The 23,823-nt window shown below is 45.4% G+C and carries 18 protein-coding genes and 1 riboswitch; of the genes, 12 read left to right on the forward strand and 6 right to left on the reverse strand.

The genetic code is table 11. The features are described 5' to 3' along the window. Positions 1–15 precede the first annotated feature (15 nt). The 4 genes from EPV75_RS11430 to pnuC all read left to right on the forward strand — a co-directional run bounded on the left by EPV75_RS11430 (position 16) and on the right by pnuC (position 4,473). Positions 16–1,083 (forward strand): succinylglutamate desuccinylase/aspartoacylase family protein, encoded by a 1,068-nt coding sequence (locus EPV75_RS11430; protein ID WP_128385482.1) that lies wholly within the window; start codon positions 16–18, stop codon positions 1,081–1,083. A 152-nt stretch (positions 1,084–1,235) separates the two neighbouring features. Further along, a riboswitch (TPP riboswitch) is annotated at positions 1,236–1,339 on the forward strand. Positions 1,340–1,409: 70 nt separating this feature from the next. After that, positions 1,410–3,527: a TonB-dependent receptor gene (locus EPV75_RS11435; protein ID WP_128385483.1), complete on the forward strand. Its 2,118-nt coding sequence runs from the start codon at positions 1,410–1,412 to the stop codon at positions 3,525–3,527. 54 nt (positions 3,528–3,581) lie between these two features. Then, positions 3,582–3,860: a hypothetical protein gene (locus EPV75_RS11440; RefSeq protein ID WP_128385484.1), complete on the forward strand. Its 279-nt coding sequence runs from the start codon at positions 3,582–3,584 to the stop codon at positions 3,858–3,860. Positions 3,861–3,888: 28 nt separating this feature from the next. Continuing rightward, complete coding sequence (gene pnuC, locus EPV75_RS11445) at positions 3,889–4,473, forward strand: nicotinamide riboside transporter PnuC (RefSeq protein WP_192894058.1); 585 nt, start codon at positions 3,889–3,891, stop codon at positions 4,471–4,473. A 26-nt stretch (positions 4,474–4,499) separates the two neighbouring features. Here the strand turns inward: pnuC and EPV75_RS11450 are convergent, their stop codons facing one another. Further along, positions 4,500–5,420 (reverse strand): phosphotransferase, encoded by a 921-nt coding sequence (locus EPV75_RS11450; protein WP_128385485.1) that lies wholly within the window; start codon positions 5,418–5,420, stop codon positions 4,500–4,502. 267 nt (positions 5,421–5,687) lie between these two features. Between EPV75_RS11450 and EPV75_RS11455 the strand changes: the two genes are divergently transcribed. Continuing rightward, on the forward strand, positions 5,688–7,742 hold the full coding sequence (locus EPV75_RS11455) for a methyl-accepting chemotaxis protein (protein WP_128385486.1): 2,055 nt from the start codon (positions 5,688–5,690) through the stop codon (positions 7,740–7,742). A gap of 83 nt (positions 7,743–7,825) precedes the next feature. Here EPV75_RS11455 and cynS read toward each other — a convergent pair whose 3' ends face one another. Genes cynS through EPV75_RS11475 form a run of 4 tightly spaced genes read right to left on the reverse strand, consistent with a single transcriptional unit; the run spans position 7,826 to position 11,476 of the window. After that, positions 7,826–8,269 (reverse strand): cyanase, encoded by a 444-nt coding sequence (gene cynS, locus EPV75_RS11460; protein WP_192893994.1) that lies wholly within the window; start codon positions 8,267–8,269, stop codon positions 7,826–7,828. 15 nt (positions 8,270–8,284) lie between these two features. Next, the gene (locus EPV75_RS11465) at positions 8,285–9,133 is read right to left on the reverse strand and encodes an ABC transporter ATP-binding protein (protein WP_128385488.1); all 849 of its coding nucleotides are present in this window, start codon (positions 9,131–9,133) and stop codon (positions 8,285–8,287) included. A 9-nt stretch (positions 9,134–9,142) separates the two neighbouring features. Next, on the reverse strand, positions 9,143–9,973 hold the full coding sequence (ntrB, locus tag EPV75_RS11470; RefSeq protein ID WP_225972333.1) for a nitrate ABC transporter permease: 831 nt from the start codon (positions 9,971–9,973) through the stop codon (positions 9,143–9,145). A 24-nt stretch (positions 9,974–9,997) separates the two neighbouring features. Continuing rightward, positions 9,998–11,476 (reverse strand): ABC transporter substrate-binding protein, encoded by a 1,479-nt coding sequence (locus tag EPV75_RS11475; RefSeq protein ID WP_128385489.1) that lies wholly within the window; start codon positions 11,474–11,476, stop codon positions 9,998–10,000. A gap of 292 nt (positions 11,477–11,768) precedes the next feature. On the opposite strand from EPV75_RS11475, the gene EPV75_RS11480 reads away from it, so the two are divergent. The 4 genes from EPV75_RS11480 to EPV75_RS11495 all read left to right on the forward strand — a co-directional run bounded on the left by EPV75_RS11480 (position 11,769) and on the right by EPV75_RS11495 (position 20,372). Then, positions 11,769–13,658, forward strand: coding sequence for a sigma 54-interacting transcriptional regulator (locus tag EPV75_RS11480; RefSeq protein ID WP_128385490.1), 1,890 nt, complete (start codon positions 11,769–11,771; stop codon positions 13,656–13,658). A 334-nt stretch (positions 13,659–13,992) separates the two neighbouring features. Further along, the gene (locus EPV75_RS11485) at positions 13,993–16,683 is read left to right on the forward strand and encodes a hypothetical protein (RefSeq protein ID WP_128385491.1); all 2,691 of its coding nucleotides are present in this window, start codon (positions 13,993–13,995) and stop codon (positions 16,681–16,683) included. Further along, the gene (locus EPV75_RS11490; protein ID WP_225972334.1) at positions 16,670–19,831 is read left to right on the forward strand and encodes a site-specific integrase; all 3,162 of its coding nucleotides are present in this window, start codon (positions 16,670–16,672) and stop codon (positions 19,829–19,831) included. The genes EPV75_RS11485 and EPV75_RS11490 overlap by 14 nt, the downstream gene beginning before the upstream one ends. A gap of 280 nt (positions 19,832–20,111) precedes the next feature. Then, positions 20,112–20,372 carry a hypothetical protein gene (locus EPV75_RS11495; RefSeq protein WP_128385492.1) on the forward strand — a complete coding sequence of 87 codons (261 nt, stop codon included), beginning with the start codon at positions 20,112–20,114 and terminating at the stop codon, positions 20,370–20,372. Between the two features lie 314 nt (positions 20,373–20,686). Here the strand turns inward: EPV75_RS11495 and EPV75_RS11500 are convergent, their stop codons facing one another. Then, positions 20,687–21,202, reverse strand: coding sequence for a hypothetical protein (locus EPV75_RS11500; RefSeq protein ID WP_128385493.1), 516 nt, complete (start codon positions 21,200–21,202; stop codon positions 20,687–20,689). Positions 21,203–21,891: 689 nt separating this feature from the next. On the opposite strand from EPV75_RS11500, the gene EPV75_RS11505 reads away from it, so the two are divergent. The 3 genes from EPV75_RS11505 to EPV75_RS11515 are packed head-to-tail and all read left to right on the forward strand — an operon-like array spanning position 21,892 to position 23,809. Beyond that, the gene (locus tag EPV75_RS11505) at positions 21,892–22,224 is read left to right on the forward strand and encodes a cupredoxin domain-containing protein (RefSeq protein WP_011371513.1); all 333 of its coding nucleotides are present in this window, start codon (positions 21,892–21,894) and stop codon (positions 22,222–22,224) included. Between the two features lie 11 nt (positions 22,225–22,235). After that, the gene (locus EPV75_RS11510; RefSeq protein ID WP_011371514.1) at positions 22,236–23,069 is read left to right on the forward strand and encodes an FTR1 family iron permease; all 834 of its coding nucleotides are present in this window, start codon (positions 22,236–22,238) and stop codon (positions 23,067–23,069) included. Then, complete coding sequence (locus EPV75_RS11515; protein ID WP_011371515.1) at positions 23,066–23,809, forward strand: hypothetical protein; 744 nt, start codon at positions 23,066–23,068, stop codon at positions 23,807–23,809. The genes EPV75_RS11510 and EPV75_RS11515 overlap by 4 nt, the downstream gene beginning before the upstream one ends. Positions 23,810–23,823: the final 14 nt, after the last annotated feature.

Below are 23,823 nucleotides of genomic sequence, written 5' to 3' on the forward strand. Positions count from 1 at the left end.
CACAGGAAAACCGCTATGAAAAAACCGGCCAATCACGCCATCACCATCGGTTCGGAAACCATCAAACCCGGCGAGCGTAAAACCGTCGATTTGCAAGTGGGCAAACTTTATACCCACGGCGAACTGAATATGCCGGTGCAGGTCATCAATGGCAAACGTAAAGGGCCGACGCTGTTCATCTGCGCCGCCATTCACGGCGACGAACTCAACGGTGTGGAAATCATTCGCCGCCTGATGAAGGTCAAAGCCTTACAACGCTTGAAAGGCACCCTCATTGCCGTGCCCATCGTCAACCTGCACGGTTTCATCAACCAAAGCCGCTACCTGCCCGACCGGCGCGACCTCAACCGCAGCTTTCCGGGGTCGTCAAAAGGCTCGCTGGCGAGCCGAATGGCTTACCTGTTCCTGAATGAAATCGTCGGCCAGTGCAGCCACGGCATCGACCTGCACACCGGCGCCATCAATCGCACCAACCTACCGCAGATTCGCGCCGATCTCGAAAACGACGAAACTCTGGCGATGGCCGAAGCCTTCGGCGCCCCCTTGATGATGAACGCCACCTTGCGCCCCGGCTCCCTCCGCGCTTCTGCGGTGAAAAAAGACATCCCCATTCTGCTGTACGAAGCGGGAGAGGCCTTGCGGTTCGACGAGTTCGCCATCCGTGCCGGTGTCAAAGGCGTGCTGAACGTTATGAAACACCTTGGCATGATTGCGCCTGGACGCGTGCCGAAAAAACCGGCGAAAAGCCCGGTCATCGCACGTTCCAGCTATTGGGTGCGTGCCCCGCACAGCGGTATTTTCCGGGCATTGGTCAAGGATGGCGACCGGGTACAGAAAGACCAAACCTTGCTCGGTGTGATTTCCGACCCTTTCGGTGAAGCGGAATTCGAGGTCTATGCCAATGCCAGCGGCATTGTCATCGGCCAAATGGTGATGCCGTTGGTCAACGAAGGCGAAGCGCTTTTCCACATCGCGCAATTTGCGCGCACCGACATCGCGGAAGAACGGGTCGAATCCTTTTCGGAAGAAATCTACGGCGACGAACGCCTGCCTTACGACTCGGACGACATCCCGTCGATTTAAACGAGTAACGTAACGGTTTCCCAATTTCGGCCAGGCCTGGTCGAAATTCATGTCATATCAATGCCTTGAATATTTAAATCCGAACGCTTTTGCTTTATAATCGCGCTCACGTTTTTAGAGAGACGTGGTCTATACACAATTAACGTCTCTGAATTTATGCCGAGGGGTGGTCGAAAGGCCTGAGATCCTGATGAAAGGGAACCCTTATAACCTGATCCAGTTAATACTGGCGTAGGAACAGGCTGCAACACTCGATCTTAGCCGCTTCACAGGCGACTGTCCGAATTGCATACCTGTCCTTTTTGGTGAACTGAAAAGGAAGCAACATGCACCTGAAACCCATTTTATCCGCCGTCATTCCGGCCTCATTCTTATCATTCGGTTTATTGCACCTCACACCGTCTCTGGCCGAGGAAACCGCCAGCGAGGCCAAAACCGTCAAACTCAAGCCGGTCCAAATTGAAGCCGATTTTCGGGAGGCCGACATTCAACAAAGTACCTCCAGTGTCACGGTGGTGACGCCGGCCGAGATGCAAGAGCGCGATGCCCAAAACATTGAAGATGTGATTGGTTTAATGCCGAATGTGAATGCCTCCAGTGGTGGCGCAACCGCGCACTATTATCAGATTCGCGGCATGGGAATCACAGAACAGTATTACACCCCCGTGAACTCCTCTGTTGGGGTATTAGTCGATGACTTCGATTACAGCCAAATGGGAGCGGCCGCCACAATGTTTGATGTCAAACAAGTGGAAGTATTGCGCGGTCCACAAGGGACACGTTTTGGCTCTTCTGCTCTGGCTGGCTTGATCCAGGTACAAACCAATGAAGCCTCTTATCAGCCCTCGGCCAGATTGGAAGGCACGGTGGGTTCGCATAATACCTATGCCGGTGGCGTGATGCTGAATGGCCCAATCGTAAAGGATAAATTAGCGGGGCGTTTGGCGGTGTACCAATACAATTCCGATGGGTATATGGAAAATGATTATTTGGATAAAAAGAACACCCAAAACCGAGATGAACTGACCGCCAGAGCGAACTTGAAATGGGATGTAAACGAACGCCTATCATTGGATTTAAAGCTTTTACACATTGATATTGACAATGGCTATGATGCCTTCAATTTTAAAAACGGTTACACCACCCTTTCGGATGAACCGGGGCAAGACACACTCAAGTCGGACGGCGTGGCTCTGAAAGCCGATTATGCGGTGAACCCATTCATCGACATGGTCGCGGCCATCACTCACATCAATAGCAAAAGCACTTATTCGTATGACGGTGATTGGGCCAACCCAGGATACGATCCCAGCCTGGTCACTCAAACGGATCATAACGAACGTAAACGGAACAACCAAACATTAGATTTACGTTTCTTATCCTCTGAAGATGGTCGTATTTTCAACGGAACAACAGACTGGGTGGCCGGTTTTTATTATCTGGCACAAGATGAAGACTACACAGGAGGCTATGATTACGGCGGCTATTTAACCCCTTCCGGATACGATTACAAAACCTCCAGCCAATCCCTGTACGGGCAATTAGACCATCATTTAACGGATAAATGGATATTGATGGCGGGTTTGAGAGTTGAAAACTATCATTACGATTATGACGGTACCGTCAGTGGGTTCAGCAAAAAATCCAGTGAGGTCCTTTACGGTGGGAAACTCGGTGCCAGTTACCAAATCACCCCAAACCATCTCAGCTTTATAACCTTATCCAGAGGTTATAAAGCGGGCGGCGTCAATGATGAAGGGCGTTTGCCGAGTGACAAACCGGTTCTTTATGATACCGAGACACTTTGGAACCTGGAAGGGGGCCTCAACTCATCCATGCTCAATAACCGCCTCAACACCCGTTTGAATGTTTTCTACGGGCAAAATCAAGACCGCCAAATTCCTGTGTCCTACTATGACACCCATGGAAACTGGATGCTTTATACCGAGAATGCGCCGAAATCAACCTATTACGGGTTAGAGGGACAAATGGATTGGCTGATTGTGGATGACTTCAGATTTTTAGGGTCTTTAGGGTTGTTAAAGAGCACCTATACGGACTATACCTATGAGGAACAAGGGCAACCGGATCTCGTCTTAGATGACCGAGAAACCGCTCGTTCGCCCAACTATACCTTTAGTGTCGGCGGCGAATATTTCTTGACCGATCATTGGACCTTGTCCGCCAATATCGAAGGGAAAGATGCGTATTACTTCTCCAGCACCCAACCGCAGAAGTCCAAAGCCTACTCCTTAGTCAACAGTGCCGTGACCTATCAACGTAAAAACTGGACCGTCATTGTATGGGGCAAAAACCTAGGCGATACGAAATATGCCACGGAAGGGTTTTATTTTAATGCCGACCCGAAAAGAACGGATGCCGCTTTATACACTCAACAGGGCGCGCCCAGAACCTATGGCGTGACCGTCGCTTACGATTATTAACGACCCTGTTTAAAGCGAAACGTTTAAACCCAATGCCGCATTAAGGAGATATTCATGCCATTACAAGCGTCCATCGACATCAGCATGTACCCATTGCAGGATCAATATTGTCAGCCGATTCTCGATTTCATCGAATCGCTGGAAAAACGGCCGGACATTCGTATCGCCCGCAATGCGATGAGCACGCAGATTTTCGGCGATTATCGCACCTTGATGGCCGCCCTCACCGACGACATCGAAACCGTGCTCGCCGACCAGCCCAAAACCGTTTTCGTGCTGAAACTGCTCGGCACGGATCGCTCCGAAGCGGATATTGAACGCTGTGGCGATTGAACAATTTGCCGACGGCATTCTGGCGTCCATGTCGGCCTTATCCGGCTGGGAAATCGTCGCCACGCTACTCGGTTTGGGCTACATCCTGTTTGCCATCCGTCAATCAGTTTGGGCCTGGCCCTGTGCCTTTTTCAGCACGCTGATCTACACCCTGCTGTTCTGGCAAGGCCAATTGCCCTTGCAGGCGGTGCTGAACGGCTATTATCTGTTGATGGCCATTTACGGCTTCTGGCTCTGGCGCCAACCGGTGAAAAGTGACAACGGCATTGCCGTGCATCGCAAATCGCTTGGGTTCCACTTGCTGTATTTGGTGACGGGGTTCAGTTTGACGTTCGCGCTGGGCGGTTTTCTGGAAAGCGGCGACCATTCACGCTTTCCGTATCTGGATGCGGGAGTCATGGTGTTTTCGGTCATGAACACCTATCTGATGGCGCGCAAAGTGCTGGAAAACTGGCTCTACTGGTTGGTCATCAATTCGGCCGCCATCGTGCTTTATTGGCAAAGCGGCTTCTACTTCACCATCGTGATGTTTGTGCTGTATTTCGGCCTGGCGATTGTCGGGTATCGGGAATGGCGTCAGGACTGGATACAACGCCAGCACTCCGAACCTTAAAAAAAGAAGCACTCGGTCAGTCTGGCTCAATCCAGCCAAACCGGCCGTTCCTGCCAGGCCTGGTAGTTTGATTCCCCAAAGACATTCATCAGAAACAACGCGGCGCGATACGGCTCACGAACCTCAGAAACCGTCGGAATTTCCGCCACTTTTTGATATTCGTTACAAAATTCATCAAATTGATTTTCGTTCAGCAGCAGTTCAACCAATACCCAATCCAAAGCGATCGGCCCGGCCACCAACGCATCCAAATCGGTCAAACCGGTCAATCGGCCGTCCTGTTGCAGAAACTGATCCCAACGTAAATCCGGCATAATGATGCCAAACGGCCCCGCATCGACATCCGGCTGAAAAACCTTATCACACTCGGCCAGCAAAGCGTCGCGCTCAGAAGCCGGCACACCCTTCTCCGGCGTCGCTTGTTGTTCCAACCACGTTTTCAAATGGTTTGACCAGGCCTGGTGGTTTTGCCGATTAAACTCTGGACAGGTGATGTCGCCAAATCCCTCGAAAGACACACGATGCAACCCCGCCAAATGGCGCGCCAACTGTGCCACCATTTCCGAAGTAACCGACTCGGCCGTCACCGCTCGGCCCGGCAAACAATCCGTGCGCAATCCCCACAGCCCGGCAGACGGTTTTAACCACAGTTGCCGAAGAGCCGGAATCCGCAACTCGGTCGCGTCCGCCACCATCGGATACAGGGTTTCAAACTTGGAAATCTGCTGCGGTAAATCCACATCGAATAACGCTTGCATTCCCTGCCAGAAGGGCCCGGCATCATGTGTAACGGAATTCAAAACCTTAATAACATCACGCTGTCCAGCGTCGTCGTAAAACCAAATTTGATGACTGCTGTCTTCAAACACCGTCGGCAAAACGGTAAACCGCCCGTTAAGCAAGTCTGGGAAATATTGGCAAAGTGTTTTCTGTAAATCGGATGTCATTAAAACAACTCGAAACCTTTAGATAAGCTGTTGGCAACACTATACCAAAAACGGCCAGACCTGGCCGTTTTCGTCCATCATTCGTTCACCCAAAATTGGTGCAACCCTGTAACAAATTAAAATATTTTTTGCCCAACATCGTCGCTATCTCTTTTATTTTTAAGTGTTTTTCCTAATCAGAACAAAAATTGCTTTTATACTGCAAAGAACTTATTTTAACTAATAGGAATTTTTCTGGAATTTCCATAGAATCTGATAGGAACTGAAATGCGCATAACGTTTGTTGGAATCGTCTTCATCAACCTTCTACTCGGAGCCTTGATATCGGCCTTGTATGTCAATAATCCCGACCTCAGCCCCTGGGGACTGGTACCGGCCGCTCTAGCCGTTGGGCTGGTGTCGGTGGCCATCTTTTATCAAAAACTCCTGTCACACCAACAAGCCTTTATCGCCGACTTACAGAAAGACCGGGAGGCCTCAGCGGACCTTCCCAGCGGTTTGCAGAACCAGCTACGCGCGCTCGTCGAAGTGCCGAGTTCCAATCAGGATTACGAAGTCTTGTTGGAAGCCTTCAAGACGGGGCAAACCGACGCGCTCGCCGAACAAGGCTTGCCGGAAAAAGTCGTCACCGAACTGAATGATCTGACCCGACAAAATCAACGCGCCGACCAGGTCATGAGCGACGTCATTGAAGCGATTCAATCCGCCGACTTTGGCGGGCAATTGACGTTGGTGAAAGCGGAAAACGACATCCAAACCGCCCAAACCGTGGTAGCAAAGATGGCGGACGACTTGCTGGCCCTGCACAAACAAGGAGCCGACCGCGAAACCGCCTTGAACCGCATTCAGGAACACCTGAAAGACAACCCGACGTTTCTGGCCTGCTGGAGCGGCTGGGAGCCGAATGCCTACGACGGCCAGGACACAAAATTTCAATCTAAGGACTGGCACGATGCCACCGGACGCTTTATGCCGTTTTGGGGGCGTTCCGGCGACCAGATGGCGTTGGAACCGCTGGTGGATTACGAAGTACCCGGCCTGGGCGATTTTTACCTGCAACCCTTGCAGACACGCCAACCGCAAATTGTCGAACCCTATATGTATCCAGTCGGTGACGACGAATTCCTCATCACCAGCGTGGTCACGCCAATTATCGATAACGGCACCGTCGTCGGGGTGGCCGGGATCGACATTTCCTTGTCGCAACACCTGGACGCCCTGTCCGACAACCTAATGCCACAGCATCAAAAAATCGTGCAAAACAGCGTTCAAGCGATGATGACATTGAAAAGCGCGCTGGCCGAAGTCACTCGCGTGATGTTCTTTATGGCCAACGGCCAATTCTCCTACCGTGTCGACCAAACCCTGCCGGGCGATTTGGAAGCACTGAAAACCACAGTCAACGATTCGGTCTCCGCTTTGGACAAGGCTTTCAGCGACATCAACCGAAGCATGAACGCTTTCTCACAAGGCGACTTAACCCAGCAGATTCAAAACCAGTACAGCGGCGACCTGGAAAACCTCAAACAAGGCATCAATCAGGCCATGGACAACCTGCACCAAATTCTGATTCAAACCGCCGAAACCGCCGACTCGGTGGTCGACAATATGCAAGCGCTCGGCCAGGACAACCAAAACCTGAACGCCCGCACCCAACAACAGGCGGCTTCCTTGGAAGAAACCGCCTCGAGCATGGAAGAACTCACCCACACCATCCGTAACACGGCGCAAGAGTCCAAAACGGCGATGCAACTGGGGAATCAGGTGAAATCGCACGTGGCACAAGGCAGCGACATCGCCAACCAAAGTCAAGAAGCCATGAATGAAATCAGTGCCGCCAGCCAGAAAATCGCCGACATTGTGCAAATCATCGACGGCATATCCTTCCAAACCAATCTCTTGGCCTTGAACGCTTCAGTGGAATCGGCCCGTGCCGGTGAGCATGGTCGCGGCTTTGCCGTGGTGGCGGGTGAAGTCCGCTCTTTGGCCTTGCGCGCCTCGCAATCGTCCAACGACATTAAAGAGCTGGTGGAGAAAAACCTGGCCTCGGTCAACCGCGGTCAGCAACTCTCGGAGCAATCCGCGCAGTCGCTGAACGAAATCAACCAGACCATTGACGAACTGGCGACCATCGTCACCGAAATCAGTGCGGCGGCCGATCAAGAAATGAGCAGCGTCGAACAGGTTAATCAAGCGGTGTCGCAATTGGACCAATTCACGCAGGAAAACGCGGCACTGTCCGACCAGTCGGCGCAGCTCAGTGCAACCATGACCAGCAAAGCGCAAGAACTGCAAAAAACCATGAACGCCATCAAGCTGTAAAAACGTTGGCGCCAACGCAAAAAGCCCGGAATATCCGGGCTTTTTTATAATGGAAAGAATCCATTAAACAGTAAAAGCGAAGCTTACCAAGCCTTATACGGCAGGAATTTTCCGTTCATGGTAATCACCACGCGATCACCGGCCGGATTCACTTCTTTGTCGATGTCCATGGAAAAGTCGATGGCGCTCATGATGCCGTCACCGAATTTTTCGTGAATCAGCTCTTTCATGGTCGGCCCGTAAACGCCCACGATTTCATACAAACGATAAATCAACGGGTCGGTCGGCACCGCCTTTTCCCAGGTTTTCATCGGGAACGCTTGCAAGGCCGTCGACACGCTGGCGTCCAATCCCAGATAAGCGGCCACCTTGTCCGCAACGTCCGGTTTCAAGCTGTTCATCCCCAAACAGGCGGACGTAACAAACACTTCACTCAAACCGGCGGCTTCCGCAATACTGCCCCAGGAAGCCCCTTTTTCGCTTTTGGCCAGAATGATGGCCTCGGTCATTTCGATTTTTGTCATCATCAGTTTTCTCCTCTTTTAACTGGCTAAATTCACCACTGTCGGCTGATCCTGTTCGGACGCATCGACCTTCTCGCCGGACAGTTCCTTGGAACGGTTGACCAGGAAGTCGACCAGGTGGTTACGAATCTTGTAATAATCGTCGTGGTGGATGATATCGGTGCGGTTCCGCGGCCGCGGAATTGTCACTTCGACCGACTCGGCCACACGGGCTTTCGGCCCGTTTGACATCAACAGAATGCGGTCCGACAACAGAATGGCTTCGTCCACGTCGTGCGTAATCATGAACACCGTCTGCTTGGATTCACTCCAAATCTTGATCAGCTCTTCCTGAATCACGCCACGCGTCAGAGCATCCAACGCCCCGAAAGGTTCATCCAACAACAGTAACTGCGGCTGGGTGGCGAAGGCGCGGGCAATACTGACCCGCTGACGCATCCCGCCGGACAACTCCGCCGGTTTACGGTTTTCCGCCCCTTTCAAGCCGACCAGCTCCAAATATTTACGGCTGTGTTCGGCAACCTTGTCTTTCGACCAGTCTTTCCAGCGTGCCTGCACCCCAAACATAATGTTCTGAAGCGCGGAGCGCCACGGCAACAGACTGTAGTTCTGAAACACAACGCCGCGGTCCAAACTTGGCCCGGCCACTTCGCGCCCGTTCATGAACACAAAACCGTCACTCGCCTCGTCCAGACCGGCGAGGATGTTCAAAATGGTCGATTTACCGCAACCGGAGTGACCGATGACGCAAACGAACTCACCCTTTTCAATATTGAAATTGACGTGATCGAAAATCACCGCATCCGGCGCTTTTCCTTCACCGGGATAACTTTTCTTTAACCCTTGTACTTCTAAAAAATGTCCCATTAAGTCCTCCTATTCCCGGTATGAAATCCAGCGTCCGGCATAGGCCAGAATCATATCCAGCACCATACCAACCACACCAATCATCAGAATCGAGAAAATCACGCTGGATAAATCCAGGTTATTCCACTCGTTCCAGACGTAGTAACCGATACCGGTTCCACCGACCAGCATTTCCGCGGCCACGATCACCAACCAGGCAATCCCGATGGAAATACGCATCCCCGTCAGAATCGTCGGCGCGGCGGCCGGCAAAATCACCAACCAGGCAGTTTTCAACGGACTCAGTTCATGCGTTTTCGCGACATTCACCCAGTCTTTACGGACATTGGCGACACCGAAGGCGGTGTTCAGCAACATCGGCCAGATGGAACAAATGAAAATCACGAAAATCGCCGAAATTTCGGAATCCTTAATCACAAACAACGCCAGCGGCATCCACGCCAGCGGCGAAATCGGCCGCAGGACTTGAATGAACGGATTCAAGGCGTTGTACATCAAAGGGGACATCCCGATCAGGAACCCGACCGGAATCGCTATAAGGGCCGCAAAAAAGAAGCCGACCAGCACCCGGTAAATGGAATACCCCAACTGAATGCCAATGCCCTTGTCATTCGGCCCGGCATCGTAGAACGGGTCGCTCAGCTCTTCATAACCCAGCTTAATGACTTCCGACGGCGGCGGCACCCGCGCCTCTTGCGAGGCACCGCCCATCAGCAGTTCGTACTCCGTGAGTGGCTTGGTGTCGGTTGGTGCCTGGTTAGTCCATTCCCAGATGCCAAGCAACACCACCAAAATCACGATGGATAACAGTATTGATTTGACTCTTAATCCAGTCAGCATAAAAACACCTTTGTTCTTTCTATATTAAGTTCGACGGATCTTGAAGCTTTCGATGTACTCTTCAGGCCTGTTGTAGTCGAACTCTTTCCCCATGATCATGTAGTTGGAATAAGTTTCCGTTGGCGGCTCATACCCCATTTCCTTCATGACCTTACCGGTGTCGGTCGCCAGATAGACCTCTTCGGCGATTTTCTTGTAATCGATGTCGCCTTTGACGTAGCCCCAACGCTTCATTTGCGTCAGAATCCAGACCCCCATCGAATGCCATGGGAAGGGGTCGAAGTCGATACGATCCGGCACGTCCATGACGGATCCCAGGCCGTCGGCATAACGCCCGGTCAGGACCTGGTTCACCACCGGCACCGGTTGGTTGAGGTAGTTTTTCGGCGAAATGGCCTCGGCGATTTCCTTACGGTTTTCCGGTTTGGCGGAATACTCGGTGGCATCAACAATGGAGCGCAGCAAAGCGCCGTATGTATTCGGATTCTCCATTGCGAATTCCTTACTGCACGCGAAAGCACAGCATGGATGCCCTTCCCAAATGTCTTTGGTCAACATGTGGATAAAGCCGACTTTCTCCCAAACCGCACGCTGGTTGAACGGATCCGGCGACAAATAACCGTCTAGGTTACCGGCACGCAGGTTCGCCACCATTTCCGGTGGTGGCACCACACGGATTTGAATGTCTTTATCCGGGTCCAACCCGAATTCGGCCACGTAATAACGCAGCAGGAAGTTATGCATGGAGTATTCAAACGGTACCCCGAATTTGAACCCTTTCCACTGTTTCGGGTCACGCTTGTCTTTGTGGTCGTTGTGCAGCACAATGGCTTGGCCATTGATGTTTTCGACCGTCGGCATCAGGAACGGTTTGGCGGTTGAACCGGCCCCCATCGACATCGCCAGCGGCATCGGCGTCAGCATGTGGGAAGCGTCGTATTCACCGGCCAGAGACTTGTCACGCGCCACCGCCCAACCGGCGGTTTTAATGACATCCACATCCAAACCGTAACGCTCATAGAAGCCCATCGGATGCGCCATGATAATCGGCGTCGCACAGGTAATCGGCACGAAACCGATATTGAGTTTTTTCTTCTCGAGTTTGCCCAACCCCATGGTTTCTTTCATGGCGGCTTTGGCTTCCTCCATCGGGAACACCGTGCTCAAGGCCGCGGCGGCGGTACCGGCACCGATCATGCTCAAAAACGAGCGACGACTGAATTCGTTATGGCCGAACACTTCGCGCACCACGGCACTTTCCACCGCTCGGTCGATAATGTCTTCGGACGACGTCAAGGCCGTATCTTGCGCTTCGACATGGGCACTGTGAGACGCGCTGGCACCATATTCCTCATCGACTCGACGTTCGATCATCTCCTGTTTTTCGTAATCGGACAGATGCGAACCAGACTTTTCCGTCTGGCAGACCGGGCAGTCGCAATCGGACTTATGCAGCAAACTTTTATTCGGGTTGAACGGATCACTCAAGCTTTTAAATGACATACAAAATACCTCGCACGATTTTGAGTTGAAGAATGTTCTTTATTAGTGCATCCGACAAACGTCGCCCAGATGACCCAGAAACGTTACCGCTATTACAGCATCGGTCATGCCATTCACACAAAACTGAAATAACCAGTTGTTTTAACAGATTTTTAACACCATTTCCCTAACAAAAAAATGCGATTAAATTTCGTCGAATTACGAGATTTCATATTCTTAAATACGATATTTCGTATTTTGGTCTGTTTATTGTTTATAAGCAGTTATCACACCTAATTGGACTGCTGAATCCATGATTTCGCCGTTTTTATATCAGACCCTGTTTCATCAAAGCCCGGATGCCATGCTGTTGATCGACCCCATCAACAATCGTGTCCTGCACAGCAATCGCGCCGCGACCGAATTATTGGCTCAAAGCTTCCAATCCCTGCAAAAAACCTCGGTTTCCGAACTGTTTCGTCCCAGCCTGGCCAAACTGGTGGTCTTTACCGAAGAAACCCTCGAAAACGGCCAGGCCTGGAGCGACGAACTGCAACTGCTGATCAACGGGAGAGAGTGCCTGGACCTGGAAACCACCGCCGTTCTGATTCGACACAACTCGCCGGTCACCATCAGTTTGATTCTGCGCAAGAAAAAACGCGAACAGCAACAGCTTTCCGAAGCCAACAAACTGCACCGTGAAGGCCTGGAGCAATGGAAGACCATCGAAAATGTCTTCCGGGAATTTGAACGCGAAAACCAACTGATTTTACAAGCCGCCGGGGAAGGCATTTACGGCGTCGACGCCAAAGGCGACACCACCTTCGTCAACCCGGCCGCCGAGCGCATTCTCGGCTGGAAGGCCAGCGAACTGAACGGCAAGAACATGCACGCCATGATTCACCACAGCCACAGCGACGGCAGCCAGTACGAAGGTCAGGATTGCCACATCTACGCCGCTTTTCGCGACGGCGAAGTGCGTCATATCGAAAACGAATTCTTCTGGCGCAAGGACGGTAAACCCATTCCGGTGGAATACACCAGTACGCCGATTATCGACAATGGCCGCCTGGTCGGCGCGGTGGTGATTTTCCGCGACATCAGCGAACGCAAACTGGCGGAAGAAAAGCTGCACGCCGCACTCAACGAAGTGCAAACCCTGAAAAAGCGCCTGGAAATGGAAAATGCCTATTTACAGGAAGAGTACCGCGCCGAACACAACTACAAAGAAATCGTCGGCCAAAGCGCCGCCATTCACAAAATCATCCAGCAAATCGACCTGGTCGCCCCCACCAACGCCAACGTCTTGATTAGCGGCGAATCCGGCACCGGTAAGGAACTGATTGCCCGCGCCATCCACGAAGCCAGCGGCCGCAAAAACCGGCCGCTGATTCGCGTCAATTGCGCTTCCATTCCACGGGAACTGTTTGAAAGCGAATTTTTCGGCCACATCAAAGGCGCCTTCACCGGCGCCGTCAACGACCGCGCCGGGCGTTTCGAGCTGGCCGACGGCGGTTCATTGTTTCTCGACGAAGTCGGGGAAATTCCGATGGAACTGCAAAGTAAATTGTTACGCGTATTGCAAGAACAGCAATTCGAACGCGTCGGCGATTCCAAAACCCGTTCGGTGGACGTGCGCATCATCGCCGCCACCAACCGTGATTTAAAACAAGCGGTTCAAGACCAAACGTTTCGCGAAGACCTCTATTTCCGACTGAACGTGTTCCCAATCGAATCCATTCCGTTGCGGGATCGGATTGAAGATATCCCTCTGCTGTCCAATCACTTCTTGAAAATCGCCTGCCAGAAATTCGGCAAACCGGAACGCAAGCTAACACTGGGGCACATCCAGAAAATGCAAGGTTACGCCTGGCCTGGTAATATTCGCGAATTGGTCAACGTCATTGAACGCGCCGTCATTCTCAGTCACGACCAGAAACTGGAACTCAACCTGCCACGCTTGAACGACACCGCGACCAACACCCCGAACGATTCCGACGGCGCCCCGATTGTCATTCAGACCCGTGACGAATTATTGGAACTGGAAAAACAGAACATCATCAAAGCCCTGAAGTGCTGTAACGGAAAAGTGTTCGGTGATGACGGCGCCGCCAAATTGTTGAAAATGAAACCCACCACCCTGACATCGCGCCTCAAAAAATTGGCCATCAACCGCCATCAATTCGTGCAACTCGATGCCTGAAAAAATACCCAAATCGCAAGCGGTTTCAACCGAAAACCCAAATAATCGAAACAACACCGATAATTTTCAAATAAAGGTTTGACAGCGCCTTGGGGCATCTCTATAATACGCCGAATTAATTCAGGCCACATAGCTCAGTCGGTAGAGCAAAGATTGAAAATCCTTTTACCCACACAAATTAGAAACAACACAAACATACTTAAACCGCTTTAAATAGCGGTTTTTTTATGCCTAAAGGAAAATAAATAGTGTCCTTTAAGGTTATTTACTTTGATTTATATCCTATAAAATGGAACAATTCTTAGTGTAGATATCGACATAAAGACTAATCAAAATGACCTCTTCTCCGTCAAGCCATAGTAACAATTTAGATGCTATTCGAACAGAGATTATTCGAACCTCTTTTTCAAACTTTCGACAGAAATTTTCTATTCAAAACAACTTGTTTTCATGCGTTCCTGGAATTAATTCAGAATTAGCTTCAAAGCTCTATGAACAAATCTCCCCTATCAGCTTAACTGAATACGATATAACACAAAAAAAACAACGGACGCACGTAGCAACACCATTAATTTTCATTGTTGATGCTTTAAAACACTTTGAGAAAATGCACGAAATATTGATTGATAATGAGCTTATTGAAAACAAGGATGAAATTTCAAATAGCTGGAATGAGATAAAAGAGGTCACAAGTATCGCCCTGCCTTTTTTTGAAAAGCAGTCAGAAACATACCCCTTTTTGAGTAGCGAAAAATTTATTCAAGCTATCCAACATAACTTCTCAAAACCGATTGATTCTGTTGAAATCGAAACCCAAATCCGACGATCAATTCATGGAATGAAAACTAAACAATTTGTTTACCTTTCTTTGATTGAACCAATTATTCACAATCCTTCAGAAGAAAAACAGCAATACATTCACGACTTGATGACACTAAAGGCAATCATATTCAATGCCTTTTTTTACCAACCTTTTTATTGCAATTTTAACCATTCTATCTCGAGTGCCCTGCGCGACTTGCATGAAGCAGAGTTAAAAATGCTAAACATTGAAGCTGAATATGAAGATACCGAAGACTGTTTAATCACATTGGAGTCTCTAAACAGCCAACTACGATCTAATGAATATCGTAGACTCGTTAAGAGCTTGAAAACTATTATAAATTTTTTGAAAAAGTTCTATAAAAAGGTCAGCTTAAGTAAGAGAAAAGGAGGGTCGGGCGGTCAAAAAGGAAATAAAACATCCCATAATTCATGGATAGAGATTAACCCTCAAACACTCATCAAAGAAACCTTTTTCGATTCTGAGCAAGCAATTAGAACAATAAACACTCTCTCTAAAACAGACCCTGAAGAGCTCAGAGATACCGCCAGTGATGAACTTATAGAAAACGTATATCTTGATGACACCTCTTCGAATAATAGCCTTCCTGAAGTCAGGGTTTTAAACCGCTCCTCTCAACTTCAACAAATTGAAAAACAAAATCAATTTTTAAAAGAAGAGTTAACACCAAATGAACTCGAACAAATTCTCATTGGCTTAGAAAAAACAGCATCCCAATCAAGCGTATCTGAAAAAAGAATTCGCGTATCGATCTTGCTCGCTGTGTCATTGTTTACAGGCTACAACCTTCTGCAGTCTCATTATTTACGCTGGCTTGCAATGAACCCAAAACTTAGACCCCGCTATATTAACTTAAGTGAAAATTGCGAATTTATATACATCCCTACACCAATATACCCCCATAGCCAATCATCAAAGGCTAGCTCTTTTTACTTCAACACTCAAAAAGCCATGGTAAAGCTTGCCGTACCTAGTCGATTCCAATCAATCCTGTTTAATTTACTTACCGCATATTACTCTCATGATAAAGCAAAAAAATCATCTGCTATACGCAATGACATAACTCAAAACGACATTAAAAAAGTCATTAAAAGCTATAAGTTAGACTCCCGAGTCACCATAAATTTAATTCAAAATAACTTTGCTAAAAACATCTTGTTTTATACAAATGGTGACTTATGGGCGACTGCTGCAATCTCTGGTCGTGAAGATGTGATCTCTTCAACACAAAAGCACTACACAACAGTTGAGCAACCTTATTTACAAGTAGCCTATCAACAAGCAATTAAAAATCTATTTTTTGAAGATATACCAATGAACGACAAACCAAATGCTAAATCCTTTTTAGCTCATGGCGATTCATTTAGACCCAAAAAATATGAAGTGGTTAAATTTTTGAACCACCTATCCAGAGTCATTCAAGAGACATATTCCATGTTGGCGCAACCCAATACAAACTGGTCGAGTAAATCCGTGGTTAATACACTTAATCTTTTAATGATTTTTATGGAAACGCATCAGAGTTATATAACAGGAGCCAGAGATATAAAAAATCCTTTTATATCTCCCTTACAACTGGATTCTGAGAACTTCTACACTTTGAATGACAAAAACATTAACAACGGCTATACCACCAGGCTAGGATATCTTCCGTCAAAACTGGTAACAGAGCTTGAACACTTTATAAAGCACATAGAAACCTTGTTATATAAATTAAAAAAACAGCCTAATTTTAAGAAGGCAACTCTTGATAAGGTTTCCCTTTCAGAGACTTGGTTGAACGCGAAATTAAGTGCTAAACGAGGGAATTCTTTTCCTGGTTTTTTCTTGATTGAATCGCGAAATGAGAATAAAAACTTTGTTGCGATACCCTATACACGAATTCAAGCGGCAAAGATTGCTTCCACTTTACTCGGAAAGGAAGCTGAAACATTTGCTTCACTCAAACCCAATGCCAATAGACACTTTTTCCGCTCTACCCTTATTGAACGAGGGTTAAATCCTGAATATATAGACGAGCTAATGGGGCACCGACATATCGGCACAGAGACATGGAATCCAAAGGGTCTATTTAACCCTAGAGACTTTCGCAAAGAAGTTAAGAAAACCATTGACCTGCTCTATAAGGATTTTGTGGTGGAATCGCCTTTTAAGAAAGGATTAACCGATGGAGCCAACTGACCTTGAAGAATTCAAACCCATTTTATTGACCGAAACAAAGATAATCCAATCAATACTGATTCAGTTTTGGACGAAAATCTTAGAAGACGCTGAAAATGATGAAATACGCCAACATATAAAGCTTACCCAATCTAGCGTCGCATCTAAATTAAAAAAACAAATGCCACCTAAAACGCCTGAACCATTTATTTATTCCTTTCTCATCTTCTTGTTTGAACCTACACATGGCATTGAGATTAACTCACAGCGCTATTCCAACATTCGCATCAAACCCGAACAGGTTGAAGAATGCTTTGGAAAATTGGATGTGGGAGTACATGTCTTAGCAACAGCGTCTCAAATATATAATATGCTCGTTGAGCAAGGTAATATAGAACAACTGTGGCAACTGCACTATATTCATGAAATCCATAAAGTTAATCGCATTACAAACCCCATTTCTGAACAAAAAGAGTGGCAACGATACCTATTTATAGAGACCTTACATCAAACCTATCAAGACGCGATTACAGCAGTCGGATTTCAACCTAAATTGCTGACTAGACAAGAACAATCCGCCTTGATAATACTCAGTCTGCTATTTGATAGCGGTGTGCCAAATCCCAAGTACCTAATGTCCTTGCTGAGACAACTTCATGCGCTCGAGAATTACCAATATTTTAAAGGGCGATTATTTTTTGAAATTATCACTCATTCAACTAACCCACCAAAAAAATTCTTTATTTCCAAACAAACTGAAGTGCTTCTCTACCGAATAAAGCCTTGGAAAATGCCATTAAAAAAACAAGATAAATCTCTTCATAAAGATCTACTCGAATCCATGCGAGCCATCTTAAAAAACTGGTCACTGAAGGTATCTATTTTTCCAACTAGCTTGCAGGGCTGGTGCCGATGGGTGTCGCTATATCAATCTAAATATTGGAGTCCTATCTTACTTGCTTGCAATAAGGGAAAGCACGTCAATCACTCCTTAAACGACTCTGCAACAAAAAGGCTGTTTCGAACTGAATCTAACATCCATTCAACGATAGAATTTGATGACGAAAGTAATCAGAAGCAAACAACGTTACGAAGCTATACCTTTTCTGAAATCCGGAAGGTTTTTGATATCAATGTTGGCAAATCAAACCATAAAAAACAATTTGATGAGATAAACGCCAAATACGCCTTACTCGCTCCAAAGCTTAAGGACAACTACTTGTTAATTTTAGACTGGGGAAAAAGCTATATACAATTAGACCATAAGGGTCAATTTAAGAAAAACCCTAAACAAATACTCAAGAAAATAAGCGCAATTGGCCGCCATCTTGTTGCGGTAGCAAACACACAGTTTTTACAAAAAATCAGTGCCGAAGAAAGAACCGCTATTTTTAGAGAGGTCATTGATCAGGCCATTTCAATAAAAAACAAAAACGACATTCAATATCACTTACGCGATTTTAATATTTGGTTAGAAAAATCACATCGTTCGGAAAAAATTCAACATAAGGAAGACGTCTTCGGCACCCCTTCTATGACCGACATGACAGTCAATGCGAACCTAATCAGTTTTGATGAATATGAATCCATAAAATCCTCACTCACCGAGTTAATCACGAAGTACCCAGAAGACGAATCTTACAAAGTCATGTTGGCTATTCTTATACTTGGGTTTAGACTTGGACTCCGTATAACGGAAGCCATTGAATTAAAGTTTATAGATTATCTATTTTGTAACACAAGTCCTCAAATTCTGATTAGAGAAAGTGAAGAAAGAAAAACCAAGAGCCTTAATGCAAAACGAGCTCAAAAACTGACGGATTTTCTGACGGATGATGAAGTTAAATTATTGAATGAGCATCACCAATTCCAACAAAAACGTTTCGGCCGCTTTACAAATGGTAAAAACAACTATTATTTCTTTTCTACAGAAGACAACGGCTGTAAATTAAAATCCGTAGAAGATATTAAAAAGAAGTTAATGCACCTTATTCGAGAAGTGTGTAAAGATACCAGCCTCAAATATCACCATTTAAGGCACAGTTTTGCCTCTTGGCACTTTTTCTCTTCCGCGATCTCTGAATTGGATTTAAATATCGGTGATTACTTTGCTCACCTGCCAAAAACAGAAGCCTGGCTGCAACAAGCTAACACTCGTAAACTTCAACACTTACCGACCCAGCTAAAAAGCAAAAAATACCCTTATTGGCTGGCTCAAAGAATTGGTCATGGTTCGATTGAAACCACTCTAGAGCATTACATTCACAGCGTAGATCTCATTAATATGCTTTATCAGGATTCATTGGTCTCCAATCTAACCATTAACGACTTGCACGGATTAACTAACATTCCAATCAGCACGTTAAAAAAACAAAAAAATCGTTTAGATTTTGCTTTAACCCGTCTTACAAATTCCATTCCTAAATTAAAAGCAAAAAAACATCAAAGCTTATTGAGCTTACGGGAAGAATGGCTTGCGCCTGAAGAGATTCAAAAGTGTATCGAACCGATTACTGCGAATCTGCCCTATTATCGCTACATGTCATTTCTTTACCACTCCAGCTCGACAGGCAATATTTCTAACTTAGGGTTTACACGAAAAGAAATTAAGCAATTGACCAGATTGTTTCAGGATACCCCTGCATTTCGAATTCGGGCTTTGAATATTGCTGAGCAATCTCTATTAGCAAGCTATTTAGATAAAATTATGGATGTCTATCAATTTACACCTAATAAAGATACTGCGTTTCCTCGCCGATTAGATGCCCTTTTGGATACCTTTAAGAGCAGACTTCATCCTTATTCGTCAGACACGGATAGCTTACAAATTCAGCGTAGCTATCACTTGATATTTAGAGATGAAACGAGTGGAAAAATATTGGTCGAATTTGCTCAAAAAATGAATATTCCCATAAAACTTATCTTAAGACACTCTGGTCAAATGAAACCTTTACATACCACGAAAGAAAAACGTTATTGGAAAAAGATCCTGGGGTTAAAGCACAATACTGCATTTACTACACAAAAAGACATAAACTCACGCTTAGGTGACCATGGTCGTGTTGAAATGGTGTTTTTAAGCCATACAGGCAAAAGAGATCATACAATGTATTTCTTACTTGTAATGTTAAATGTAGCTAGTCTATGGCAGTCAAAGCAAACCCTTTGATAGGATAAAGTCTTCGCTTTAACCGCTTCAAGAAAGCAGTCATAAGTCCAATTCATTCATATAACATTTAAATTGTTTAACAACTCTGCATGGACTTAGTCAATTAACTAATTAGTTAATTGGCTAAGTGATGTGAAAAAGAATGGCATTATGGGCCGTCAAAAAGTGCACACTTTTCTTATGACTTCGGAGAGTAAATAATAAAAATGGAAAAGAGCAAATCTTTTTGACATTACAATAACAAGAAAAAAATAAGCATTTCTATGAAGAGGCTAACATAATGACCGGTTTTTCCGACTGCACTTCAGAAGTTGATCAATACATTATGGGTTATCAGTACGATCCTGAAAAAGAAATGCGACCTATAGATATTGCCGTCATGTATAAAAAATTTGAAATGGTTTTTGGTTTTTGTATCGCAGACAGAACAAGCAACCGTTTGGGAAATAGAATCTTTGAACAGATAGAAGAACAAGTTAATAAGAATAAGTATGACAAGAAATGGTTAGATGAATCGAAAATTGAAGGATTGGCTGAATAACTCTATCGAGGGATTCATTCAGATTTCGGATTTGATTTACCAAAAACCATATACAAGACAATAAAACATAAAGCTAACGAAGAAGCCATTACTACAATGCCTAACAAGAATGTGGTAATCATTACTTCACCTAAAGTATTTTCTCTTTATAAAATTATAACACAAGCAGTATCCACCCCATAGAGCCGAACTATTTATTACTGGTAGCTTCAGCCCCGTCAAAACCCAAAACCTTAATAAAAGATTGACTGAATAAAGTTATCGAGGGGGTTATCAAAATCATTACATAAAACAGTAAGGCTTGAGGACTACATTCAACTCGATGCTCTAATCGGTGCCGCAAACTGAAGAAACGCTTCGTCTGAATTTTGAAAAAAACGATCGAAATATTCGTTTGATCCGATAAATACATAGCTTATATATTTATGCTTTTGAATAAAGGCTCTGATCTGCCAAACAAAACTAGACTCAATTAAATGGCTTGTATTAAAAAATCCATTTAGAACCACGGTAGCCCGCCCTTTTGCTCTACATGCCTCATCAACTTCATCCAGTATATTTCCAATGATAATTCCCGGTGACATAGGCATTTCCATGGAATCAAGATTGAGATCACGAAGGGGTTGATGTAAATATGGTCGAAATGTCTCTAAGCTAGAAAGGTCAAAATAGTAATAGGGAGTCGAATAACGCCTAAAGAGTTCTTCTATCGATTCTTGTGAGGGTTTATTCTCAACTATCATATAAACGGGCTGCCCGGATTCTAAACAATGCTCAAGCTCCACGTTATCTTTAAAATCAGTATAAAAAACATTGTCTGTATGATTCATGGTTGCTCACTTGCGATAAATAAAGAGAACCGCAGTAATACCTTTTCTGCGTATAGCGTTTAAAACATTAACATCATGCCGAAATACGCGTGTCCTATATTTTGAATTGCGAGCAGTGGTTTCCAAGCGAGCTCGATACTCATTCTGGGGACAAATTTAAAAATTGCATCCACAAAGAAGCAATCATTTGGCATTTGATGAACTTCAGTACTCATAACTCCTGACAGACGTTTTAGATCATTAAAACGTATCTATATAATTACATAGAATTAAATAAAAATAACCCTTAGAGTAAAAATTGGGTGATTAACTCATACACTTGTGCCAAACCGGATAACCTCGTTCGACAATCTGTTTTAGTGCTTCAATTTTAAATTCTTCAGGGTATCGTTGACAGCTCATTTAGCACCTCTTTTTTTGACCATTATAAAATGGCTAAGAAGTGTCTAGTAAATTAGTGGCGATTCAGTATATCTAAAAGCATTAAACGATTCGTCTGGCCTAAAGCTTTGCTTACTTGTGCTGTTTTCTAAGGTGTCTAAATAGCATTTTACTGCGCCAACCAAATATTTCATCTTCTAACTTTAAACTGCAGTTTAGTGAAGTTGGCAACAATTTAAAATCTTTACAAACTATATAATAATGATTATGATATTCATTCTTATTAACCCTATCAGTAATGGAAAGTTATGAAACCGTTAGTATTATTACAAATTATTTTAGGGAGTTTTTTCTACTCCACTTTAGCAACGGCTACGATGCCAAAATATGAGATTACCATTAAAGACCATCGGTTTTTGCCAGCTGAAATTACTATAGAAGCTGGCAAAAAGGTGTTATTAATTGTCCATAATCAAGATGCAACCGCAGAAGAATTTGAGAGCTACTCGCTTAATAGAGAAAAATTAATTCGTGGACAGACTAAAGCCAAAATATTTATTGGTCCTTTAAAGCCTGGTAAATATCCTTTTTTTGGCGAGTTTTTTCACAAAACTGCACAAGGCACCATTGTTGTTAAATAAGGAAATTTAAAATGTTTGAAACGGCCATTATTGTTTTTAGAGAAGTACTGGAAGCCGCCATTGTTATTGGTATTATGGCGGCCGCCACACAAGCCATTCCAAATAAGAATAAATGGCTATTGTCTGGTATTTTTTTGGGGTTGCTGGGAGCGGTGTTAGTGGCACTTTTAGGTAACCAACTGGGCGAGCTTGCCGATGGACTTGGGCAAGAGTTATTTAATGCCAGCGTGGTAGGTATTGCGGTTGTAATGCTTGCTTGGCAAACCATTTGGATGTCGACACAAGGAGCGTCGATCTCCAATGATGCTAAAAAAACGGGGATGGCGATTAAAGAAGGACAAAAAGCTTTGTCTGTTTTATTGGTTATCGTGGGCCTCGCCATTTTAAGAGAGGGTTCTGAAGTCGTTGTCTTTTTATATGGTATTTCGGCTTCGGGTGCACAAGCCAACTCAATGCTTTTGGGTGGAGGCATAGGGATTTTGTCTGGCATGCTAGTAGGATTCATTATTTACACTGGATTGTTACATCTTCCCATTGGCCTATTTTTTAAAGGCACAGCTATTTTAATAGCTTTTTTGTCCGCCGGAATGGCATCACAAGCAGCGAACTATCTGGTACAGGCAAATAAAATCCCCGTATTAGCGAGTCCTTTATGGGATTTGTCTTCTGTTCTGCCAAATGCATCTATTTTGGGGAGTTTTTTACAAACTCTTTTAGGCTATAACGCAAGACCTGATGGAATCCAAGTGGTGTTTTATGTTGTTACTCTGCTCACAATATTTTTTGCCATCAAGTGGTTAAATTACCGAAGTAAACGTTTAATACGCAAGGACGCAATGTTATGAAAAAATTAATAAAACCAACGGCCACTCTATTTTTGTCTTTAGGAGTGATGCATTCAAATGCCACTTTTGCTGGCGCTGCGGACTATGTCTATACACCTAACGTAGAAGAAGGTGAATTTGAAATAGACTTCAAATATGGCACAAGTGGCCGAACAGATACCTCGCCCAATCAAAAACAAAATGTGACCAGTCTTGGTTTTGGATATGGCGTCAGTGAAAAATGGTTTTCAGAGCTCTATCTTAAATCTGAAAAAGAAAATGGGAAACCAGCGCAGAATGTACTTGAGTTTGAAAATAAGTTTCAATTGACTCAAACGGGGCAATACCCAATCGACATTGGTCTTATTACCGAGCTTGAACTGCCCTCGAATGGCGAAGACCCATCGGAGTTTAAGGTAGGCCCACTGTTTCAAATAAATTCAGGAAAAATGCAGTATAACGTTAACCTTCTTTTTGAAGCGAAGTTTGGTGGTAATAATCCTGCCGCGAATGAAGTAGTCGGTCAATACCAATTGCAAGCAAAATATCGGTTAAAAAAAGCGTTTGAGTTTGGAGTACAAGGGTTTGGTGAGGTGGGTGCTTGGGATAAATGGCTGCCGGCTTCGCAGCAATCTCATAAGATAGGCCCTGCACTCTTTGGCAAAATTGGCAATATTAAGTACAACACCGCCTATTTATTTGGATTAACTAAAGCAACTGAAAATAGAACCGCACGATTGCAACTTGAATATGAATTTTAAGATTTATTTCTTAA

The sequence above is a fragment of the Hydrogenovibrio thermophilus genome, from assembly GCF_004028275.1.
In the GTDB taxonomy this organism is placed as follows: domain Bacteria; phylum Pseudomonadota; class Gammaproteobacteria; order Thiomicrospirales; family Thiomicrospiraceae; genus Hydrogenovibrio; species Hydrogenovibrio thermophilus.